Source organism: Collimonas sp. (assembly GCF_035566555.1).
In the GTDB taxonomy this organism is placed as follows: Bacteria; Pseudomonadota; Gammaproteobacteria; order Burkholderiales; family Burkholderiaceae_D; genus Collimonas.
Genome location: NZ_DATMRB010000137.1, coordinates 37,018 through 53,520 on the forward strand (window position 1 = coordinate 37,018; position 16,503 = coordinate 53,520).

The 16,503-nt window shown below is 59.2% G+C and carries 15 protein-coding genes and 1 pseudogene; 8 read left to right on the forward strand and 8 right to left on the reverse strand.

Going from position 1 to position 16,503, the window contains the following annotated elements; genetic code table 11:
• Positions 1-19: 19 nt before the first annotated feature.
• The 5 genes from VNZ65_RS17315 (at position 20) to secF (ending at position 5,946) form a co-directional block, all read left to right on the forward strand.
• On the forward strand, positions 20-1,027 hold the full coding sequence (locus VNZ65_RS17315) for an STAS-like domain-containing protein (protein ID WP_325671171.1): 1,008 nt from the start codon (positions 20-22) through the stop codon (positions 1,025-1,027).
• 127 nt (positions 1,028-1,154) lie between these two features.
• A complete protein-coding gene (gene tgt / locus VNZ65_RS17320) occupies positions 1,155-2,282 on the forward strand; it encodes a tRNA guanosine(34) transglycosylase Tgt (RefSeq protein WP_325671173.1) in 1,128 nt (375 codons plus the stop codon).
• A 212-nt stretch (positions 2,283-2,494) separates the two neighbouring features.
• Positions 2,495-2,848, forward strand: a complete 354-nt coding sequence (gene yajC / locus VNZ65_RS17325; RefSeq protein WP_061937298.1) for a preprotein translocase subunit YajC — start codon at positions 2,495-2,497, stop codon at positions 2,846-2,848.
• Positions 2,849-3,027: 179 nt separating this feature from the next.
• Entirely contained in the window at positions 3,028-4,893 is a 1,866-nt protein-coding gene (gene secD, locus VNZ65_RS17330) for a protein translocase subunit SecD (RefSeq protein ID WP_325671175.1), read from the forward strand.
• A gap of 108 nt (positions 4,894-5,001) precedes the next feature.
• Positions 5,002-5,946 (forward strand): protein translocase subunit SecF, encoded by a 945-nt coding sequence (secF, locus tag VNZ65_RS17335; RefSeq protein WP_325671177.1) that lies wholly within the window; start codon positions 5,002-5,004, stop codon positions 5,944-5,946.
• Between the two features lie 202 nt (positions 5,947-6,148).
• Here secF and purB read toward each other — a convergent pair whose 3' ends face one another.
• Positions 6,149-7,516: an adenylosuccinate lyase gene (gene purB, locus VNZ65_RS17340; protein ID WP_325671179.1), complete on the reverse strand. Its 1,368-nt coding sequence runs from the start codon at positions 7,514-7,516 to the stop codon at positions 6,149-6,151.
• Between the two features lie 223 nt (positions 7,517-7,739).
• Here purB and VNZ65_RS17345 point away from each other — a divergent pair, with 223 nt between their 5' ends.
• Together VNZ65_RS17345 and dapA are read left to right on the forward strand one after the other, a co-directional pair.
• A complete protein-coding gene (locus VNZ65_RS17345; RefSeq protein ID WP_325671181.1) occupies positions 7,740-8,348 on the forward strand; it encodes a glutathione S-transferase family protein in 609 nt (202 codons plus the stop codon).
• Between the two features lie 265 nt (positions 8,349-8,613).
• Positions 8,614-9,471, forward strand: a complete 858-nt coding sequence (dapA, locus tag VNZ65_RS17350) for a 4-hydroxy-tetrahydrodipicolinate synthase (protein WP_325671183.1) — start codon at positions 8,614-8,616, stop codon at positions 9,469-9,471.
• Here dapA and VNZ65_RS17355 read toward each other — a convergent pair whose 3' ends face one another.
• Positions 9,472-10,275 carry a helix-turn-helix transcriptional regulator gene (locus tag VNZ65_RS17355; RefSeq protein ID WP_325671185.1) on the reverse strand — a complete coding sequence of 268 codons (804 nt, stop codon included), beginning with the start codon at positions 10,273-10,275 and terminating at the stop codon, positions 9,472-9,474.
• A gap of 174 nt (positions 10,276-10,449) precedes the next feature.
• Between VNZ65_RS17355 and VNZ65_RS17360 the strand changes: the two genes are divergently transcribed.
• On the forward strand, positions 10,450-11,685 hold the full coding sequence (locus VNZ65_RS17360) for an MFS transporter (RefSeq protein ID WP_325671187.1): 1,236 nt from the start codon (positions 10,450-10,452) through the stop codon (positions 11,683-11,685).
• A gap of 78 nt (positions 11,686-11,763) precedes the next feature.
• Here the strand turns inward: VNZ65_RS17360 and VNZ65_RS17365 are convergent, their stop codons facing one another.
• From VNZ65_RS17365 to VNZ65_RS17390, 6 genes and pseudogenes are all read right to left on the reverse strand, one after another.
• The gene (locus VNZ65_RS17365) at positions 11,764-12,303 is read right to left on the reverse strand and encodes a peroxiredoxin (protein ID WP_325671189.1); all 540 of its coding nucleotides are present in this window, start codon (positions 12,301-12,303) and stop codon (positions 11,764-11,766) included.
• Positions 12,304-12,422: 119 nt separating this feature from the next.
• Positions 12,423-12,662, reverse strand: a complete 240-nt coding sequence (locus VNZ65_RS17370; RefSeq protein WP_325671191.1) for a hypothetical protein — start codon at positions 12,660-12,662, stop codon at positions 12,423-12,425.
• A gap of 204 nt (positions 12,663-12,866) precedes the next feature.
• Positions 12,867-13,799, reverse strand: a complete 933-nt coding sequence (locus VNZ65_RS17375) for a carbohydrate kinase family protein (protein WP_325671193.1) — start codon at positions 13,797-13,799, stop codon at positions 12,867-12,869.
• Between the two features lie 49 nt (positions 13,800-13,848).
• The gene (locus tag VNZ65_RS17380) at positions 13,849-15,258 is read right to left on the reverse strand and encodes a DUF3426 domain-containing protein (RefSeq protein WP_325671195.1); all 1,410 of its coding nucleotides are present in this window, start codon (positions 15,256-15,258) and stop codon (positions 13,849-13,851) included.
• 10 nt (positions 15,259-15,268) lie between these two features.
• Positions 15,269-16,177: a 50S ribosomal protein L11 methyltransferase gene (gene prmA, locus VNZ65_RS17385; protein WP_325671197.1), complete on the reverse strand. Its 909-nt coding sequence runs from the start codon at positions 16,175-16,177 to the stop codon at positions 15,269-15,271.
• A gap of 63 nt (positions 16,178-16,240) precedes the next feature.
• A pseudogene (locus VNZ65_RS17390) lies at positions 16,241-16,503 on the reverse strand (acetyl-CoA carboxylase biotin carboxylase subunit); the annotation flags it as partial.

Sequence of the window (16,503 nt, forward strand, 5' to 3'; positions counted from 1 at the left end):
CCAAGAGCGACAATTTGGCATGGAAAAAGCTAAAATCAAGCTTATTTGTCAATTGGTCGAGGCTGATGGGCAAAATGTTGCAGCTCGCCTCGCCGATAAAGAGCATGTCTCGAGACAAGCTGCCAGCGCCTGGCTAGCTGCGGCTAGGCAAGAGGGCGTGATTTCATCCGAGGGCACTGGCCGCGGTGTGCGCTATGCATTGGCGACGCTTGCCAGCGCCTCCAAGGTGTATCAGCGCGAGGGCCTGTCGGAAGATATTGTCTGGCGTGAATTATGCGCGCCCATGCTGCGGGAACTCCCTGATAACGTGCGTGGCATATGGCAGCATGCGATGACAGAGATGATCAACAATGCCGTTGATCACTCCGGTTCCGGGCAGGTGACGGTTGCCATGCAGATGAATGCTTTGTTTACCGAAGGATTTGTCGCGGATGCCGGCGAAGGTATCTTTATGAAAATCCAAAAGGCGCTGGATCTGTACGATACGCGCGAGGCAATACTGGAGCTGGCCAAGGGGAAATTTACGACCGATCCCACCCATCACTCCGGCGAGGGGATTTTTTTCTCGTCCAAGATGATGGATCGCTACACGATCCGGTCCGGGAAATTGCATTTCGATCATCGGGGTGAGGGACCTGACTGGCTGCTGGAGCACGAGAGCGATGTCATCGGCACCCAGGTTTCCATGCGGCTTGCGAATGACAGTACGCGCACGGCGAAAGAAGTGTTTGACCGCTTTGCCTTGCCGGAAGAGTTTTCCTTTGCGAAAACCACTGTGCCGGTGCGACTGGCGCAGCATGAAGGCGAGACCCTGGTCTCGCGTTCGCAAGCCAAGCGACTGACGCGCAGGTTTGAAAGATTTCAAAGCGTGGTGCTGGATTTTTCCGGCGTCGACGAAATCGGGCAGGCGTTTGCGGACGAAGTATTCCGGGTATTCCAGAATGCGCATCCCGATATCAGCATGATGCCGTCCAATGCCTCTGCGGCAATCAGCGCCATGATCAAGCGGGTACAGAACCCCACTTGATGCTTCAGCGCTGCCAATAAGCTGTAATAGTTGCACCATAGAAATCAATGCTGTCGCAAGGCAGCGCAATTCCGCTTTTAAAACTAACTGGCGTTTGTGCGACAGCGCAGCCATTGATAAGAAAATCATGCTTGAATTTACATTACTCAAAACCGAAGGCAAAGCCCGCCGCGGCCGTCTGAAACTGAACCACGGCACGGTCGAAACGCCGATTTTCATGCCGGTCGGCACTTACGGCTCGGTGAAGGCGATGTCACCGCTGGAGCTGGTCGAGATCGAGGCGCAGATCATCCTCGGCAATACCTTCCACCTGTGGCTGCGGCCCGGTACCGACGTCATCGACAAGTTCAGGGGCCTGCACAAGTTCATGGCCTGGGACAAGCCGATCCTGACCGATTCCGGCGGCTTCCAGGTGTTTTCGCTGGGTGCGATGCGCAAGATTACCGAGGAGGGGGTGAAATTTTCTTCGCCGATCAACGGCGATAAATTGTTCCTCTCGCCCGAAGTGTCGATGCAGATCCAGAAATCGCTGAATTCCGACATCGTGATGCAGTTCGATGAATGCACGCCCTATGAAATCGATGGCCGTCCCGCCACCAGCGAGGAAGCAGCGCAATCGATGCGCATGTCGCTGCGCTGGGCCAAGCGCTCGAAGAACGAATTCGATCAGCTGGAAAATCCGAATGCGCTGTTCGGCATCGTCCAGGGCGGCATGTTCGAGAACCTGCGCGACGAGTCGCTGGCCGGCCTGGAAGACGTCGGTTTCCATGGCATCGCCATCGGCGGCCTGTCGGTCGGCGAGCCGAAGGAAGAAATGATGCGCGTGCTGGAACACATCGGCCCGCGCCTGCCGGCCGACAAGCCGCACTACCTGATGGGCGTAGGCACGCCGGAAGACCTGGTCGCCGGCGTCGAAAACGGCGTCGACATGTTCGATTGCGTGATGCCGACCCGGAATGCCCGCAACGGCTGGCTGTTTACCCGTTTCGGCGACCTCAAGATCAAGAATGCCCGCTACAAGGATGACGAAAAGCCGCTGGACGAGACCTGCGGCTGCTACGCCTGCCGCAATTTCTCGCGCGCTTACTTGCATCATTTGCATCGCACCGGCGAAATCCTTGGCGCGCGCCTGAATACAATACACAATCTGCATTACTACCTGGATCTGATGAAAAATATCCGGGCTGCGCTGGACGTGGGGCAGTTCAGCACATTTGTCACCCAGTTCCACCTGGACCGGGCACGCGGCGTATAGGAATTGCCTGAGGGGAAATATGTATTTTGCAACTATTTCCTGGTAAACGACTCTATGCCCACTGGCCCAATCTGTCTGCAACTACTATAGTGACGGCGGATCGGACTGATTTTCCCGGCAATATATAGCGCCCGGGGGCGGCTGGACGGTTGCATGCCGTTACCCAATGCTAGAATGCTGGGCTATTTTCAAACTATTACCTGGAGCAACTCGTGTCAATTATTTCCAGCGCTTACGCGCAAACTGCACCTGCGGCTACTGCTGCCACCGGCCCGCTGGGTCTCTCCGGCAACCTGACCAGCTTTTTGCCTATCATCCTGATGTTCGTGGTGCTGTACTTCCTGATGATCCGTCCGCAAATGAAGCGTCAGAAAGAACAGAAAGCCATGATGGAAGCGCTCGGCAAGGGCGACGAAGTGGTGACGGCCGGCGGCATGCTGGGCAAGATCACCAAGGTTGCCGACGGCTACATCACCCTGGAAATCGCCAGCGGTACTGAAGTCGTGGTGCAAAAGGGTTCGGTCACCACATTGCTGCCAAAGGGCACGATCAAGACGGCTCTGTAAGCAGGCGCCTGACTGATGGAACGAGAGCATCCGGATGGGTGCTCTCTTCAAATGTAAGGTCCGGAATAAAAAAAGAGCCTAGCGGCGCAATGCTACAAGACATCGCCGCAGGGCATCGGCTGCATTAACCATGCAAGCAAGAGACTCCCTCTGAGACTCACACAGAACGCTGAATCAATATGAATCGCTATCCTCTCTGGAAATATATTCTGATCGTCATCGCGCTGCTGTTTGGCGTGCTGTACACCGTACCGAATTTTTTTGGCGAATCGCCGGCGGTGCAGGTAAGCAGCGGCAAATCGACCCTGAAGATCGACAGTTCGCTGGCGGGCCGGGTGTCGCAGGTGCTGCAGCAAGGCAATCTGCCGACGGACAGCGTCACGTTTGAGAACGCCGGCGCCCAAGGCACGGTGCGCGCCCGTTTCCATGACACCGACACCCAGTTCAAGGCCAAGGCCTTGCTGGAGCAGAACCTGAATACCGACCCGACCGATCCGGTCTACGTGGTCGCCTTCAACCTGGTGCCGAACACTCCGCACTGGCTGCAAGCCATCCATGCCTTCCCGATGTACCTGGGCCTGGATTTGCGCGGCGGCGTGCACTTCCTGATGCAGGTCGACACCAAGGCGGTCGTCAACAAGCGCCTGCAGGGCCTGCAAGCCAGCGCCCGCAGCGAACTGCGCGACAAGGATATCCGCTACAGCGGCATCAACCGCAACGGCGACGCCATCGAAATCAGTTTCCGCGACCAGGATACGCTCGACAAGGCGCGCAGTATCCTGGCGCCGCAGCTGACGGAAATGACGATCCAGGTAGCGCCGCCGGTTGCCGGCAGCGATCCGATGCTGACCGCTTCGCTCAAGCCGGAAGCCATCAAGCAGATCGTCGACAACGGCGTTACCCAGAATATCACCACCCTGTCGAAGCGGGTCAATGAGCTGGGCGTGAGCGAACCGATCATCCAGCGCCAGGGCGCGGACCGTATCGTGGTGCAGATGCCGGGCGTGCAAGACGTTTCGCGCGCCAAGGACATCATCGGCCGCACCGCAACGCTGGAAGTGCGCATGGTGGACGAGTCGGTCACCCGCGGCACGGAAGCGACTGCAGCCATCCCGTTCGGCTCGGAACTGTTCAAGGTCGGCAAGAATGCGCCGGTCGTGCTGTATAAGGATCCGGTCCTGACCGGCGATTATATTTCCAGCGCGGCTGTCAGCTTTGACCAGAACCAGCAGCCTGCGGTCAGCATCGACCTCAACGGCGACGGCGGCCGCAAGATGCGCGATGCTACCCGCGGCAAGGTCGGCAAGTCGATGGCGATCGTGCTGTTTGAAAAAGGCAAGGGCGAAGTCCTGACCGTGGCGACGATCCAGAGCGAACTCGGTTCGCGCTTCCAGATCACCGGCATGGGTTCGCCGGAAGCGGCTGCCGACCTGGCGCTGCTGCTGCGCGCCGGTTCACTGGCGGCGCCGATGACCATCATCGAAGAACGCACCATCGGCCCGCAACTCGGCGCCGAGAATATCAAGAAGGGTTTTGACTCGACCATGTACGGTTTTGCCGTGATCGCCGTGTTCATGATCATCTACTACATGCTGTTCGGTTTCTTCAGCGTGCTGGCGCTGTCGGTCAACCTGCTGCTGCTGATCGCTGTGCTGTCGACGCTGCAGGCCACCCTGACCTTGCCGGGTATCGCCGCGATTGCGCTGACCCTGGGTATTGCGATTGACGCCAACGTGCTGGTGAACGAACGTATCCGCGAAGAACTGCGTAACGGCAATTCGCCGCAGGCTGCGATCTCTATCGGTTTCGACCGCGCCTGGGCCACCATCCTGGACTCCAACGTCACCACCCTGATCGCTGGCCTGGCGCTGCTGATTTTCGGTTCCGGCGCGATCCGCGGCTTTGCTGTCGTGCATTGCCTGGGTATCCTGACCTCGATTTTCTCGGCAGTGTTCGTTTCGCGCGGTTTCGCCAACCTGTGGTACGGCCGCAAGAAGAAACTGACCAGCTTGTCGATCGGCCAGATCTGGAAGCCGACAGCCTGAGCTGCGGCACAAACCAGGATCGCGATAGATATTCAATAACGTTGCCGGCGCGCTTCATCAGCGCGGCGGCACAGGCAAGAACCAGTGGTGTGAACCAAAAGGAATGTGATGGAACTTTTCCGTATCAAAAAAGATATTCCGTTCATGCGCCATGCATTGATATTCAATGCAATTTCGGCGCTGACGTTTGTATTGGCCGTATTTTTCCTGTTCTCGAAAGGCTTGCATCTGTCGATCGAGTTTACCGGCGGTACGGTGATCGAGGTCGCCTATTCCAAGCCGGCCAATATCGAGAGCATTCGCAAGACGGTCGAAGGTCTCGGCTATACCGATAATCAGGTGACCAACTTCGGCACAGCGCAAGACGTCATGATCCGCTTGCCGGCGAAGAAGGGTGAAGACTCGGCTGCACAAAGCGCCACCGTGCTGACAGCCTTGCAAAAGCAGGACGCCGACGTCACCCTGAAGCGTACCGAATTCGTCGGTCCGCAGGTGGGCGACGAGCTGGCGCATGACGGCTTGATGGCGCTGCTGTTCGTGGTGATCGGCATCATGATCTACCTGGCGATCCGTTTCGAATGGAAATACGCGGTGGCGGCGATTATCGCCAACTTGCATGACGTGGTGATCATTCTCGGCTTCTTCGCCTTCTTCCAATGGGAATTCTCGCTGACGGTGCTGGCGGCGATCCTGGCGGTGCTGGGCTACTCGGTGAATGAATCGGTGGTGGTGTTCGACCGCGTGCGTGAAACCTTCCGCGATCGCCGCTTCGGCAAGCTGGCAGTCTCCGATGTCATGAACCATGCGATCACCAGCACTATTTCACGTACCATCATCACCCACGGCAGCACGGAAATCATGGTGCTGTCGATGTTCGTGTTCGGCGGCCCGGCGCTGCACTATTTTGCACTGGCGCTGACCATCGGTATTCTGTTCGGTATCTACTCTTCGGTGTTCGTGGCGGCTGCGGTAGCCATGTGGCTGGGCGTCAAGCGTGAAGACATGATCAAGCCGATCAAGGAAAAGGACGAGACTGACGGCGCAGTGGTCTAAGCGTCAGCAGCAACCAGAAAACCAGCCTGCGGGCTGGTTTTTTTACGGATAAAAAAATGGCTGCCGGACTGGCAGCCATTTTTATTTACGGAGCTTCAGGTAACCGTAGGGTGGGCAGATTTTCTGCCCACGCTGAATTTGTTTCTTGAATGATCGACCTTCCGCGTGGGTACAGCTGCCCATCCTACGCTGACAATATTGCTTAGATCTTCTTCGCCAGCAGCGCCGCATGTCCGATATAGTTGGACGGCGTCATCGCCAGCAAGTGATCCTTGGCTTCCTGCGGGATTTCCAGCTTGAGGATGAACTCGCGCAGCGCATCCTTGGAGATGCCCTTGCCGCGCGTCAGCTCTTTCAGCTGCTCGTAGGGATTTTCGATGCCGTAGCGGCGCATCACGGTCTGCACCGGCTCGGCCAGCACTTCCCAGGTGGCGTCCAGGTCTTCGCCCAGGCGCGCCGGATTCACTTCCAGCTTGTTGAGGCCGCGCAGGCAGCTGTCATAGGCCAGGATGGCGTAGCCGAGGCCGACGCCGATATTGCGCAGCACGGTGGAATCGGTCAGGTCGCGCTGCCAGCGTGACAGCGGCAGCTTTTCCGACATGTGCTTGAGCACGGCGTTGGCCATGCCCAGGTTGCCTTCGGAATTTTCAAAGTCGATTGGGTTGACCTTGTGCGGCATGGTCGAAGAACCTATTTCGCCAGCCTTGGTGCGCTGCTTGAAGTAACCCAGCGAAATGTAGCCCCAGATATCGCGGTTCAAGTCGAGCAGTATGGTGTTGCTGCGGCTGATGGCGTCGAACAGTTCGGCCATGTAGTCGTGCGGTTCGATCTGGATGGTGTAGGGATTGAAGGTCAGGCCCAGGCGCTGCTCGATCACGTCCTTGGAGAAATTCTCCCAGTCAAAGTCGGGATAGGCGGACAGGTGGGCATTGTAGTTGCCGACCGCGCCATTCATCTTGCCCAGGATTTCCACCCCGGCGATGCGCTTGACCGCGCGTTGCAGGCGCGCCACGACATTGGCGATCTCCTTGCCGAGCGTGGTCGGGCTGGCCGGCTGGCCGTGGGTGCGCGACATCATCGGCAATTCGGCATTGGCATGCGCCAGTTCGGTCAGCTTGGCGATCAGCTGCTGCAAGGCTGGCAGCAATACCGTGTCGCGCGCCGCTTTCAGCATCATGCCGTGCGAGGTGTTGTTGATGTCTTCCGAGGTGCAGGCGAAATGGATGAATTCCGACGCCGCCACCAGTTCCGGCACATCCTTGACCTGTTCCTTGAGCCAGTACTCGACCGCCTTGACGTCATGGTTGGTGACCGCTTCGATCGCCTTGATGCGTTCTGCATCGGCTTCGCTGAAGTCGCTGGCCAGCTTGTCGAGCAGGGCGCTGGCGCTGGCCGAGAAAGGCTTGATTTCAGCAAAGCCGGCATTGGACAAGGCTTGTAGCCAAGCAATTTCAACCTTGACCCGGTGGTGCATGAAGCCGGCCTCGGACAGGATCGGGCGCAGCTTGTCGGTTTTGGCGGCGTAGCGGCCATCCAGCGGGGACAGGGCGGAAAGCGTGGTAAGAGACATGATAGTGACGGCTATAGAGGTGGATGACGGGTGGATCATGATAAGGCTGGCGCGGCGATAGTTTCCATAATGCAAAATACGCCGGACAATCACAAGCGAAACCGAATTTTACCATTTACACCGTGGTAAATATGCCGCTTTGCGTGTGAGGCGGGTTGGCAACGGACAAAGTGGCCAAGGTCGAATGCTATAATCAGCCAACATTTTTTACCATAAGTGACATATGAAGCTGATCGGTTCCCTGGGTAGTCCTTTTGTTCGCAAAGTCCGCGTCGTGATGGCGGAGAAGAAGCTTGATTACGACTTTGTGCTGGAGGATGTGTGGGCGCCTGACACCAAGATCCAGACTTCCAACCCGCTCGGCAAGGTACCTTGCCTGGTGATGGAAGACGGCGGGGCGATGTTCGATTCGCACGTGATCGTCGAATATCTCGATACCCTGACGCCGGTCGGCAAGCTGATTCCGATCAACAGCCGCGAGCGCTCCGAAGTGAAATGCTGGGAAGCGCTGGCTGACGGCGTGCTGGAAGCCGGCGTGCTGATCCGCCTGGAACGCCTGCAACGGCCTGAGGAAATACGCAGCCAAGCCTGGATCGACCGCCAGCAGCGCAAGATCGACGCTGGCCTCAAAGCGATGTCTGCCGGTCTGGCGGAAAAGCCGTTTTGTTCGGGCACGCATTATTCTCTGGCGGATGTTGCGGTCGGCTGTGCGCTGGGCTGGCTCAGTTTCCGTTTTCCGGAAATCACCTGGCGCGAAGACTATCCGACGCTGGCCAAACTGTTCGAGAAATTGTCCGAGCGGCCGTCGTTCAAGGATACCGTTCCACAATAAGCTTTGCGCCGCAGGGCCGGTTTCAATTTACAATACTTAACCATGACAACGCCGAATTTCCACCACACCTGCCAAGCTGCCGCTACCAGCGCAGCGGCACTGTGCCGCGTTGTCAAAGCAAAAAAACAGCAGCTCATCTGACCGGAGCCAGCTGTTCCGTCAGATGGGCGACGGAACGGCAGGCTCTCGGTAATTTCTCCCGCAGGCAAATTCCCTCGCACCTCTGAACGGACCCGAAACGGTCAATTCATCTAGGAGTTTTGTCATGTCGATTTTTACTGGTATCTGGGTGCCGCTGATCACGCCGTTTACCCATGGGCAGGTGGATCATGCAGCCTTGCGCAAGCTGGTGCGCCATTACGCCGAAGCTGGCGTGAGCGGCCTGGTGACGCTCGGCACCACAGGTGAAGCCGCGGCGCTGGACCAGCTGGAGCAGCGTGCGGTGGTGGCCACTGTGGTTGAGACCGCCGCCGGCTTGCCGGTGGTTGTGGGTTTGGCTGGCAACCACAGCGGCCAATTGCGTGAAAACCTGCTGCATTTCAGCAGCGCCGCCATCGCCGGTTTCCTGATCCCGGCGCCTTACTATGTGCGGCCCTCGCAGCAAGGCCTGCTCGAGCACTTCAGCAGCCTGGCCGACGCCAGTCCCTTGCCGCTGGTGCTGTACGACATCCCTTATCGCACCGGCGTGCAGATCGAGCTCCAGACCTTGCTGACGCTGGCGGCGCACCCGCAAATCCAGGCGGTGAAAGACTGCGCCGGTTCGCCGGCAACCACCCAGGCTCTGATTGCCGACGGCCGCCTGCAAGTGCTGGCAGGAGAGGATGGCAATATTTTTACTACCTTGTGCATGGGCGGCAGCGGTGCAATCGCGGCCTCGGCGCATGTGCAACCGCAGCGTTTCGTTGCCCTCTATCGCGCTGTCAGCGAACAGCGCCTGCACGATGCGCGCACTATCTTTCATGAGCTGGCGCCCTTGATCCGCCTGATGTTTGCCGAAGCCAGCCCGGGGCCGGTCAAGGCAATGCTGGCGCAGCAGGGCTGGATCAGCGACGAGCTGCGGACGCCGATGACGCGGGCCAGTCCAGCCTTGCGCGCGCAGCTGCAGCAACTGTCGCAATCCTGATTAAATCGCCGGACCGGTTTTCTTAGGGGCAAAGAAAGTCGACGGCGACTGCCCGAAGGTTTTCTTGAACATGGCGGAAAATGCCGACTGGCTGGCGTAGCCGAGTTCGGCCGCGACCAGCGATAGCGGCATGCCGCGCGCAATCATCGGCGCGGCATGCGCCAGCCGCACCTGCTGCCGCCACTGGCCGAAGGTCATGCCGAGATCCTTTTCGAACAAGCGCGCCAGCGTTCTTTCCGACGCGCCAGCCCGGTCCGCCCAGGCGGCCAGCGTCATGCCGGAGTCGGGCGCTTCGATCAAGGCCTGGCAGATGGCATGCAAGCGTTTCTCAGTGGGCAGGGCGACCCGTATGCCGGGCGTCTTGGCCGCTACCAGTTCGTCCAGGATCAATCGCGTCAGCAGCGACTCGCGCACGCTGTCGACCTCGGCTTCGGTGAGGGCGGCGATCAGTTCGCGCAACAGGCTCGAGACTTCCAGCACGATGCATTCCTGGCCGGAGAACGGGTTGGCGTCGGCATGGATATACAAGGCGCGCAGTTGCGATTTTTCTATGGTGGCGATTTCATGTTTCAGCAGCGGCGGAATCCAGATCGCCCGCAGCGGCGGTACGATCCAGGTGCTGTTGCCGACGGTGACGCGCAGCACGCCCTCCGGCGCATAGGTGACCTGGCCCCAGGGATGGGAGTGCGAAGGCAGCAGCTTGGCGGCGCCCAGGTCACGGGCGCGCAGGCGCACCGGATGGCGCGCGTCGGGCACCACGTCGAGCAGGCCTATGGTGGTATGGGTCAGAATGTGCGCTGGCATAGGGATAGATGGAAGAATGGCAGAAATGCGATAAATTATGTCTTCCTATCTTAAAACAGTCTTCCATTTTTTGCTTACACTTCATTCTTGCGAATGATAAACGGTAACTTGGCTGCTGCTGGCGCCATTCTGTTTTCTTTTTTGCACCTTTTTCCAACTATTCAGTACATCGCCATGTCAACCGCTGCCAAGCAGATTTCCCCTGCGCTAGGGTCGTCGGATGCCGAAAAAACCGGCTTTCGCGTACTCGGCGCCATCAGTTTCGCCCATTTCCTGAACGACATGATCCAGTCGCTGATCTTGTCCATCTATCCGCTGCTGAAAGGGAATTTCAATCTCAGCTTTGCGCAGATCGGCCTGATTACCCTGACTTACCAGATCACGGCGTCGATCCTGCAGCCGGTGGTAGGGATGTACACCGATAAACACCCGAAACCGTATTCGCTGGCGCTGGGCATGGGCTTCACGCTGGTCGGGCTGCTGCTGCTGTCGGTGGCGCCAAACTACGGCATTTTGCTGCTGGCAGCGGCCTTGGTCGGCACCGGCTCTTCCATCTTCCACCCGGAATCCTCGCGCGTGGCGCGCATGGCTTCTGGCGGTCGGCATGGCCTGGCGCAATCGATCTTCCAGGTCGGCGGCAATGCCGGCAGCTCGATGGGTCCGCTGCTGGCGGCCTGGGTGGTGATCCCGCACGGCCAGAGCAGCATCGCCTGGTTTTCCGGCGCGGCCTTGCTGGCGATCCTGGTGCTGTGGCAGATCGGCAACTGGTACAAGCGCAAGCGCCAGGAAGCTAAGGGCAAGCCGGCCAAGGCCCAGCATCACTATGTGGCGCTGCCGCGCAAGAAGGTCATGTTTTCCATCGGCATCCTGCTGATGCTGATCTTCTCGAAGTATTTCTACATGGCCAGCCTCAGCAGCTATTTCACGTTTTACCTGATCGATAAATTTCAGTTGTCGGTGCAGGCGGCGCAGCTGCATCTGTTCGTTTTCCTGTTTGCCGTGGCGGCCGGCACCGTGCTGGGCGGCCCGATCGGCGACAAGGTCGGCCGCAAGCTGGTGATCTGGGTTTCGATCCTGGGCGTGGCGCCGTTCACCCTGATGCTGCCGTATGCCAACCTGTTCTGGACCGGCGTCCTGACCGTGGTCATCGGCGTGATCCTGGCGTCGGCCTTCTCGGCGATCCTGGTGTTCGCCCAGGAACTGGTGCCGGGCAAGGTCGGCACGGTATCCGGCCTGTTCTTCGGCTTTGCCTTCGGCATGGGCGGCATCGGCGCCGCGGCGCTGGGCAAACTGGCCGACATGACCAGCATCGGCTATGTCTACCAGGTGTGTTCTTTCCTGCCGCTGATCGGCTTGCTGGCGATGTTCCTGCCGAATCTTGAGGGACACCGGCGCAAGGTGGCCGGCTGATCGCGGATCGCCTCAAGCCATAAAAAAAGCGCGCTGTTGTCAGCGCGCTTTTTTATTGCCGGTATAGGTATAGCGTCTTTATTTTTTCTGTTTTGCAGTCCACTGTTCCAATGCCTGCAAGGTATTGGCGACGTGCTTGTCAGGATCCAGGCTGCTGTATTCATAGATGATGCTGCCGTTCGGCGCAATCACATAGGAGACGCGGTCGGCATAGCTGGTTTTGGACAGCAGCACGGAATCATAAGACTTCATGATTTTTTGATCGGTGTCCGCCGCCACCGCGAATTTGCTGCGGCATTCGCTGACGGAAAACTTGTTGAGGGTGTCGATGTTGTCGGCTGAAACGCCGATCACGGTGGCGCCCAGCGCCTTGTATTTGTCGACGGCGTCGGCAAACAGATGGGCCTCGATGGTGCAGCCCTTGGTGAAGGCTGCCGGATAAAAATACAGCACTACCGGCCCTTTTTTCAGCTCGTCAGCCAGGGAATAGTTGAACACCTTGCCGCCAAGCGAAGCCTGGGTGGTGAAGGCGGGCGCCTGGTCGCCGGCCTTTAGGGCGGCAAAGGCCGGTGCTGCAACAGAACTACAGATCAACAGAGTGGCAATCAGTCGTTTCATGGTGGGTGACTCCTGGTTAAAGATAAGCACCATCATGCGGCGAGTTGCGAGTATTGTCCAATTACATGTTCAACCTGGAATAGCGGACAAGTAATAGCGTTTCCAGGTTGCTGCCATGGTTAGCGCCAGCCTCTGCCACCCCAGCCACGGCCACCACCACCCCAGCCACGGCCCCAGCCGCCATAGTAGCCAAAGCCGATGTCGACGCTAGGCGCCACATACACCGGCGCCGGTGCGTAATAGCCACCGCCGTAATAATCGCCGCCATAGTATCCGTTGCCGCCATAAGGTACGGCAACACAGCCGCCTAGCAGCAGGCTGGCTCCCAGCGCTGCACTGATTAATAGTAATTTTTTCATGATGCCCTCCGTCCATGCGACTAATGCAGGTTCGATTTAAGGGTAGCAGATAAGTTCAGGGAGGGAAGTGCGCCATGTATCACGCCGGAATGGCTGAGAGTGGGAGTATCTGGCAATTAAAGATAAAACAAGGGCGGAAAGAGAGGGATTTTTCACATACCCCGCCTAGTATGACGGCGGGGCATGAAAAATGTTGTGCTACTTTTACAAACGGTAACCAAATACCCGATGGAATTGCTCATCGATTTCGGCGCGGCTGGGCGCATGGTTTTGCGGCCCTTGGTGGGCAATCTTGATGCTGCCCAGCAAGCTCGACAGGCGGCCGGTGGTAGCCCAGTCCATGCCGTTGCTGATGCCGTACAGCATGCCGGCGCGGAAGGCGTCGCCGCAGCCGGTCGGATCCAGCACCCGTTCCGCCTGGACGCAAGGGATGTCGATCTTGTTGCCGCCGGTGTAAATTTCCGCGCCGAGTTCGCCGCGGGTGACCACCAGTGCGGAAACCCGTTCAGCGATTTGCGCCAGCGTCAGGCCGGTGCGCGAAGCCAGCATTTCGGCTTCGTAGTCATTCATCGCGATGTAAGTGGCGAGTTCGATAAAATGTTTCAACTCGTCGCCATTGAACATCGGCATGCCTTGGCCCGGATCGAAGATCAGCGGAATGCCTTGCGCCACGCAGTCTTCCGAGTGCTGCAGCATGCCGTCGCGGCCATCCGGAGCGACAATCGCCAGCTTGACCGGGCCCGCTTCGGCAACCTTGTTTTCGTGCGAATAGGTCATCGCGCCAGGATGGAAGGCGTTGATCTGGTTATTGTCTGCGTCGGTAGTGACGAAGCATTGCGCGGTATAGATCGACTCGATGGTGCGCACCGTTTTGCGCGAAATGCCTTGGCGGTCGAGCCGCGCCAGGTAGTCGCCGCCGTCGTGGCCGATGGTCGCCATGATTTGCGGATCGCCGCCCAGCAGCTTCAGATTGTAGGCGATATTGCCGGCGCAGCCGCCGAAGTCGCGGCGCAAGGTCGGCACCAGGAAGGAGACGCTGATCTTGTGCAGCTGGTCCGCCAGCAGCGCATCCGAGAATTTGCCCGGATATTGCATGATGACGTCGAAAGCCAATGAACCGCAGATGAGAGAGGTCATATCAAATAAGTTGAAAGCTTGCTGGTTGGCGCTTTAGCCTGCGCAAAGATTAAGGATAAAACAGGTATACACGATAGCCCGATGCCTTGAGCTGCAACAGCTCAAAGGTTACCTTGACTGGCTGTTCCTGGTCGCTGGCAAAACCCTGTGCCAGGTTGGCCGATGGATTCAGATAGTCATGCGGCGCAAACACCCGCCGCGCGATGGGCTTCTCGTTGGCATCGTTCAAGGTCAGCTCGATGTTGGGCCAGGCTTGCACGGTGTCGCTGTGGTTGCGCAGCAGCAGGTTCAGCGAAAACAGGTTGCGCGCCGGATCGAGCGCCTGCAATTCATTGGCTTCAAACGAAATGCTGTCGATCTTCATCGGCAGGCCGACGCTGCAGCCGAGCTTGGCGCAGGCGCTGGTCAGCACTGGCTTCAGCTGCGGCATGCGGGCAGCCAGCTGGTCGCGGAAAAAATAAGTCGACTGGCCGGCCAGGGCGAGCAGCAGCACGGCGCCGATGCCCAGCATGGCGTTGCGCTGGATGGCGCCGATGCGCTGCTGGCGCCGCCCGTTGAGCACGAAGTCGGGTTCATCGGCCAAGGGTTCTTCTGCTTCAACTGCTTTTTGCCGGCTTTTTTTCTTGCCGCCTTCCGCGCCTTCGGCGGCGTCGGATGTCGCTGCGGCAGCATTCTTTTCTCCGCGCCATGGCTTGCGCTGCAGCTCGTCGATGATGCGGTCGAGTTCGTCGTCATCCGGGTTGCCGGCTGAGGCGCCATCCTTGCCCTTGGCCGCCAGCGTGTAGTCGTCCTGGCCGGCGACATGCATCAAGGTCATGCGCGCCATCTGCTCTTCCGGCTCGTCGTCGGCATGGCGATGCCAGACATTCGGCGCCGGCAGGCTGCCGTTGTCCTCGCCGGCTTCGTCGGCCGAGGGTTTGATCAGGCCGAACGGCGTGTGATGGACGTCGGCCGGGGCGGACTGGCTGGTTTCTTCGGCGATGCGCAGGTCTTCTTCGAGGCCGTCGATGGCGGCTTCGACCCGGGTGCTGCTGGCGCTTGCGGCTTTGGCATCGGCGCTGGCGGACGATGCGTGGGGAGCCGCAGCTGGCTGCGGGTGAGCATCGGCGTTTGCCGTGCCGGCTTGCTGGGACTGCTCCGGCTCAGATTCATGGAGGGCAGGGAAGGCGTGAACCGGCGCCGCCGTCTCGCTGTCGGCTTGCCGGATTTGTGGCGGCGCGATCTGCTCGGTTGCGGCAGGCAGCGCGGCCGGTGCAATTGGGGCCGCTTCTGCTTCCTGCGGCAATGCAGGAGCCGGCGTCGCCACCGGTGCCGCCAGTTCAGGCCGCACCAGGTGTTCGATGCCGTTGAATACTTCACGGCAGCTGCCGCAGCGGACCAGGCCGCCGCGCAGCTTCAGCTGGTCATTGGCGACCCGGAAGGTGGTTTGACAATGCGGACATTGCGTCGCGAGCGCCATGGCGTGCGGCTTACTTCCGAGTGCCGGTCAATGCGACCCAGCCATCTTGCTCGGCCCACACGCTCAGCGGCAGCCATTGCGCGTAGGCGGCGATGACGTCGCCGGCTTGTTCGGCCAGCACGCCGGACAGCGTCAGGCTGCCGCCGGCCGCGATGCGGCTGCACAGCATCGGCGCCATCAGCTTGAGCGGGCCGGAGAGGATGTTGGCGACCACGATGTCGTAGACCTGTGGTCCGCTTTGGTTGCCGAAATCTTCCGGCAGATAATAGGCGACTTCGCAATGATTGCGTTCGCTGTTGTAGCGGGCGGCGTCGATCGCATGCGGATCGATGTCAACACCGACCACAGTGGCGGCGCCGAGCTTCTTGGCGACCATCGCCAGGATGCCGGAACCGCAGCCGTAGTCCAGCACGGTTTGCGGCTTTTGCAGCGGCACGTTAACTTCCAGCCACTCCATGCACAGACGGGTGGTCGGGTGGCTGCCGGTGCCGAAGGCGAGGCCGGGATCGAGTTCCAGGATCAGGCCGTTGGCGTCCGGCGCATCGTGCCAGCTCGGCACGACCCAGATGTTCTTGCCGATATGGATGGGGTCGAACTGGGATTGCGTCAGGCGCACCCAGTCTTGCGCCGCGACCGGACGCAGCGAGTAGGGCGGCACTGCCACGCCGCAGGCCGCGGCAGCGTTGCTGACGATGGCGGCGTGGTCGGCGTCGACCTCGGCCAGCACCACCACGCGGCTGCGCTGCCAGGCGGCTTCTTTCGGTTCCATGCCGGGTTCGCCAAACAAGGGTTGCTCGTCGGGCGTACCGAGGTCGGCATCTTCGACCGAGACCGACAGAGCGCCAGCTTCCATCAACGCGTCGGACAGGGTCTCGGCGTCGTTCAGTGCTACATCAATAACAATTTCGGTCCAGCTCATCAGATGCCTTACACAGTGTGTGATGGATTTTTCACCGCCCGGATTGGCGGCGGTAAAAAATCCTTATTTCTTTACTGCTTTATCTGTTTCCTTGGCGACCACCGGCCGTTCGGCCAGCTTGTGTTCCAGATAATGGATGTTGGTGCCGCCTTCGATAAAGCGGGCATCGATCATCAGTTCGCGGTGCAGCTGGATGTTGGTCTGAATGCCCTCGACCACCATTTCCGACAGCGCGATCTGCATCCGCTTGATGGCTTGCTCGCGGCTGGCGCCGTAGGAAATCACCTTGCCCACCATCGAATCATAATGCGGCGGCACGAAATAGC

What these genes read in the sequence shown, in the direction of transcription:
- VNZ65_RS17370 (WP_325671191.1), bottom strand. Translation starts at nt 12,662, where the DNA reads ATGAAAAAATTACTATTAATCAGTGCAGCGCTGGGAGCCAGCCTGCTG.
- VNZ65_RS17365 (WP_325671189.1), bottom strand. Translation starts at nt 12,303, where the DNA reads ATGAAACGACTGATTGCCACTCTGTTGATCTGTAGTTCTGTTGCAGCA.
- secD (WP_325671175.1), top strand. Translation starts at nt 3,028, where the DNA reads ATGAATCGCTATCCTCTCTGGAAATATATTCTGATCGTCATCGCGCTG.
- secF (WP_325671177.1), top strand. Translation starts at nt 5,002, where the DNA reads ATGGAACTTTTCCGTATCAAAAAAGATATTCCGTTCATGCGCCATGCA.
- VNZ65_RS17360 (WP_325671187.1), top strand. Translation starts at nt 10,450, where the DNA reads ATGTCAACCGCTGCCAAGCAGATTTCCCCTGCGCTAGGGTCGTCGGAT.
- tgt (WP_325671173.1), top strand. Translation starts at nt 1,155, where the DNA reads ATGCTTGAATTTACATTACTCAAAACCGAAGGCAAAGCCCGCCGCGGC.
- dapA (WP_325671183.1), top strand. Translation starts at nt 8,614, where the DNA reads ATGTCGATTTTTACTGGTATCTGGGTGCCGCTGATCACGCCGTTTACC.
- VNZ65_RS17380 (WP_325671195.1), bottom strand. Translation starts at nt 15,258, where the DNA reads ATGGCGCTCGCGACGCAATGTCCGCATTGTCAAACCACCTTCCGGGTC.
- VNZ65_RS17375 (WP_325671193.1), bottom strand. Translation starts at nt 13,799, where the DNA reads ATGACCTCTCTCATCTGCGGTTCATTGGCTTTCGACGTCATCATGCAA.
- prmA (WP_325671197.1), bottom strand. Translation starts at nt 16,177, where the DNA reads ATGAGCTGGACCGAAATTGTTATTGATGTAGCACTGAACGACGCCGAG.
- VNZ65_RS17345 (WP_325671181.1), top strand. Translation starts at nt 7,740, where the DNA reads ATGAAGCTGATCGGTTCCCTGGGTAGTCCTTTTGTTCGCAAAGTCCGC.
- VNZ65_RS17355 (WP_325671185.1), bottom strand. Translation starts at nt 10,275, where the DNA reads ATGCCAGCGCACATTCTGACCCATACCACCATAGGCCTGCTCGACGTG.
- VNZ65_RS17315 (WP_325671171.1), top strand. Translation starts at nt 20, where the DNA reads ATGGAAAAAGCTAAAATCAAGCTTATTTGTCAATTGGTCGAGGCTGAT.
- purB (WP_325671179.1), bottom strand. Translation starts at nt 7,516, where the DNA reads ATGTCTCTTACCACGCTTTCCGCCCTGTCCCCGCTGGATGGCCGCTAC.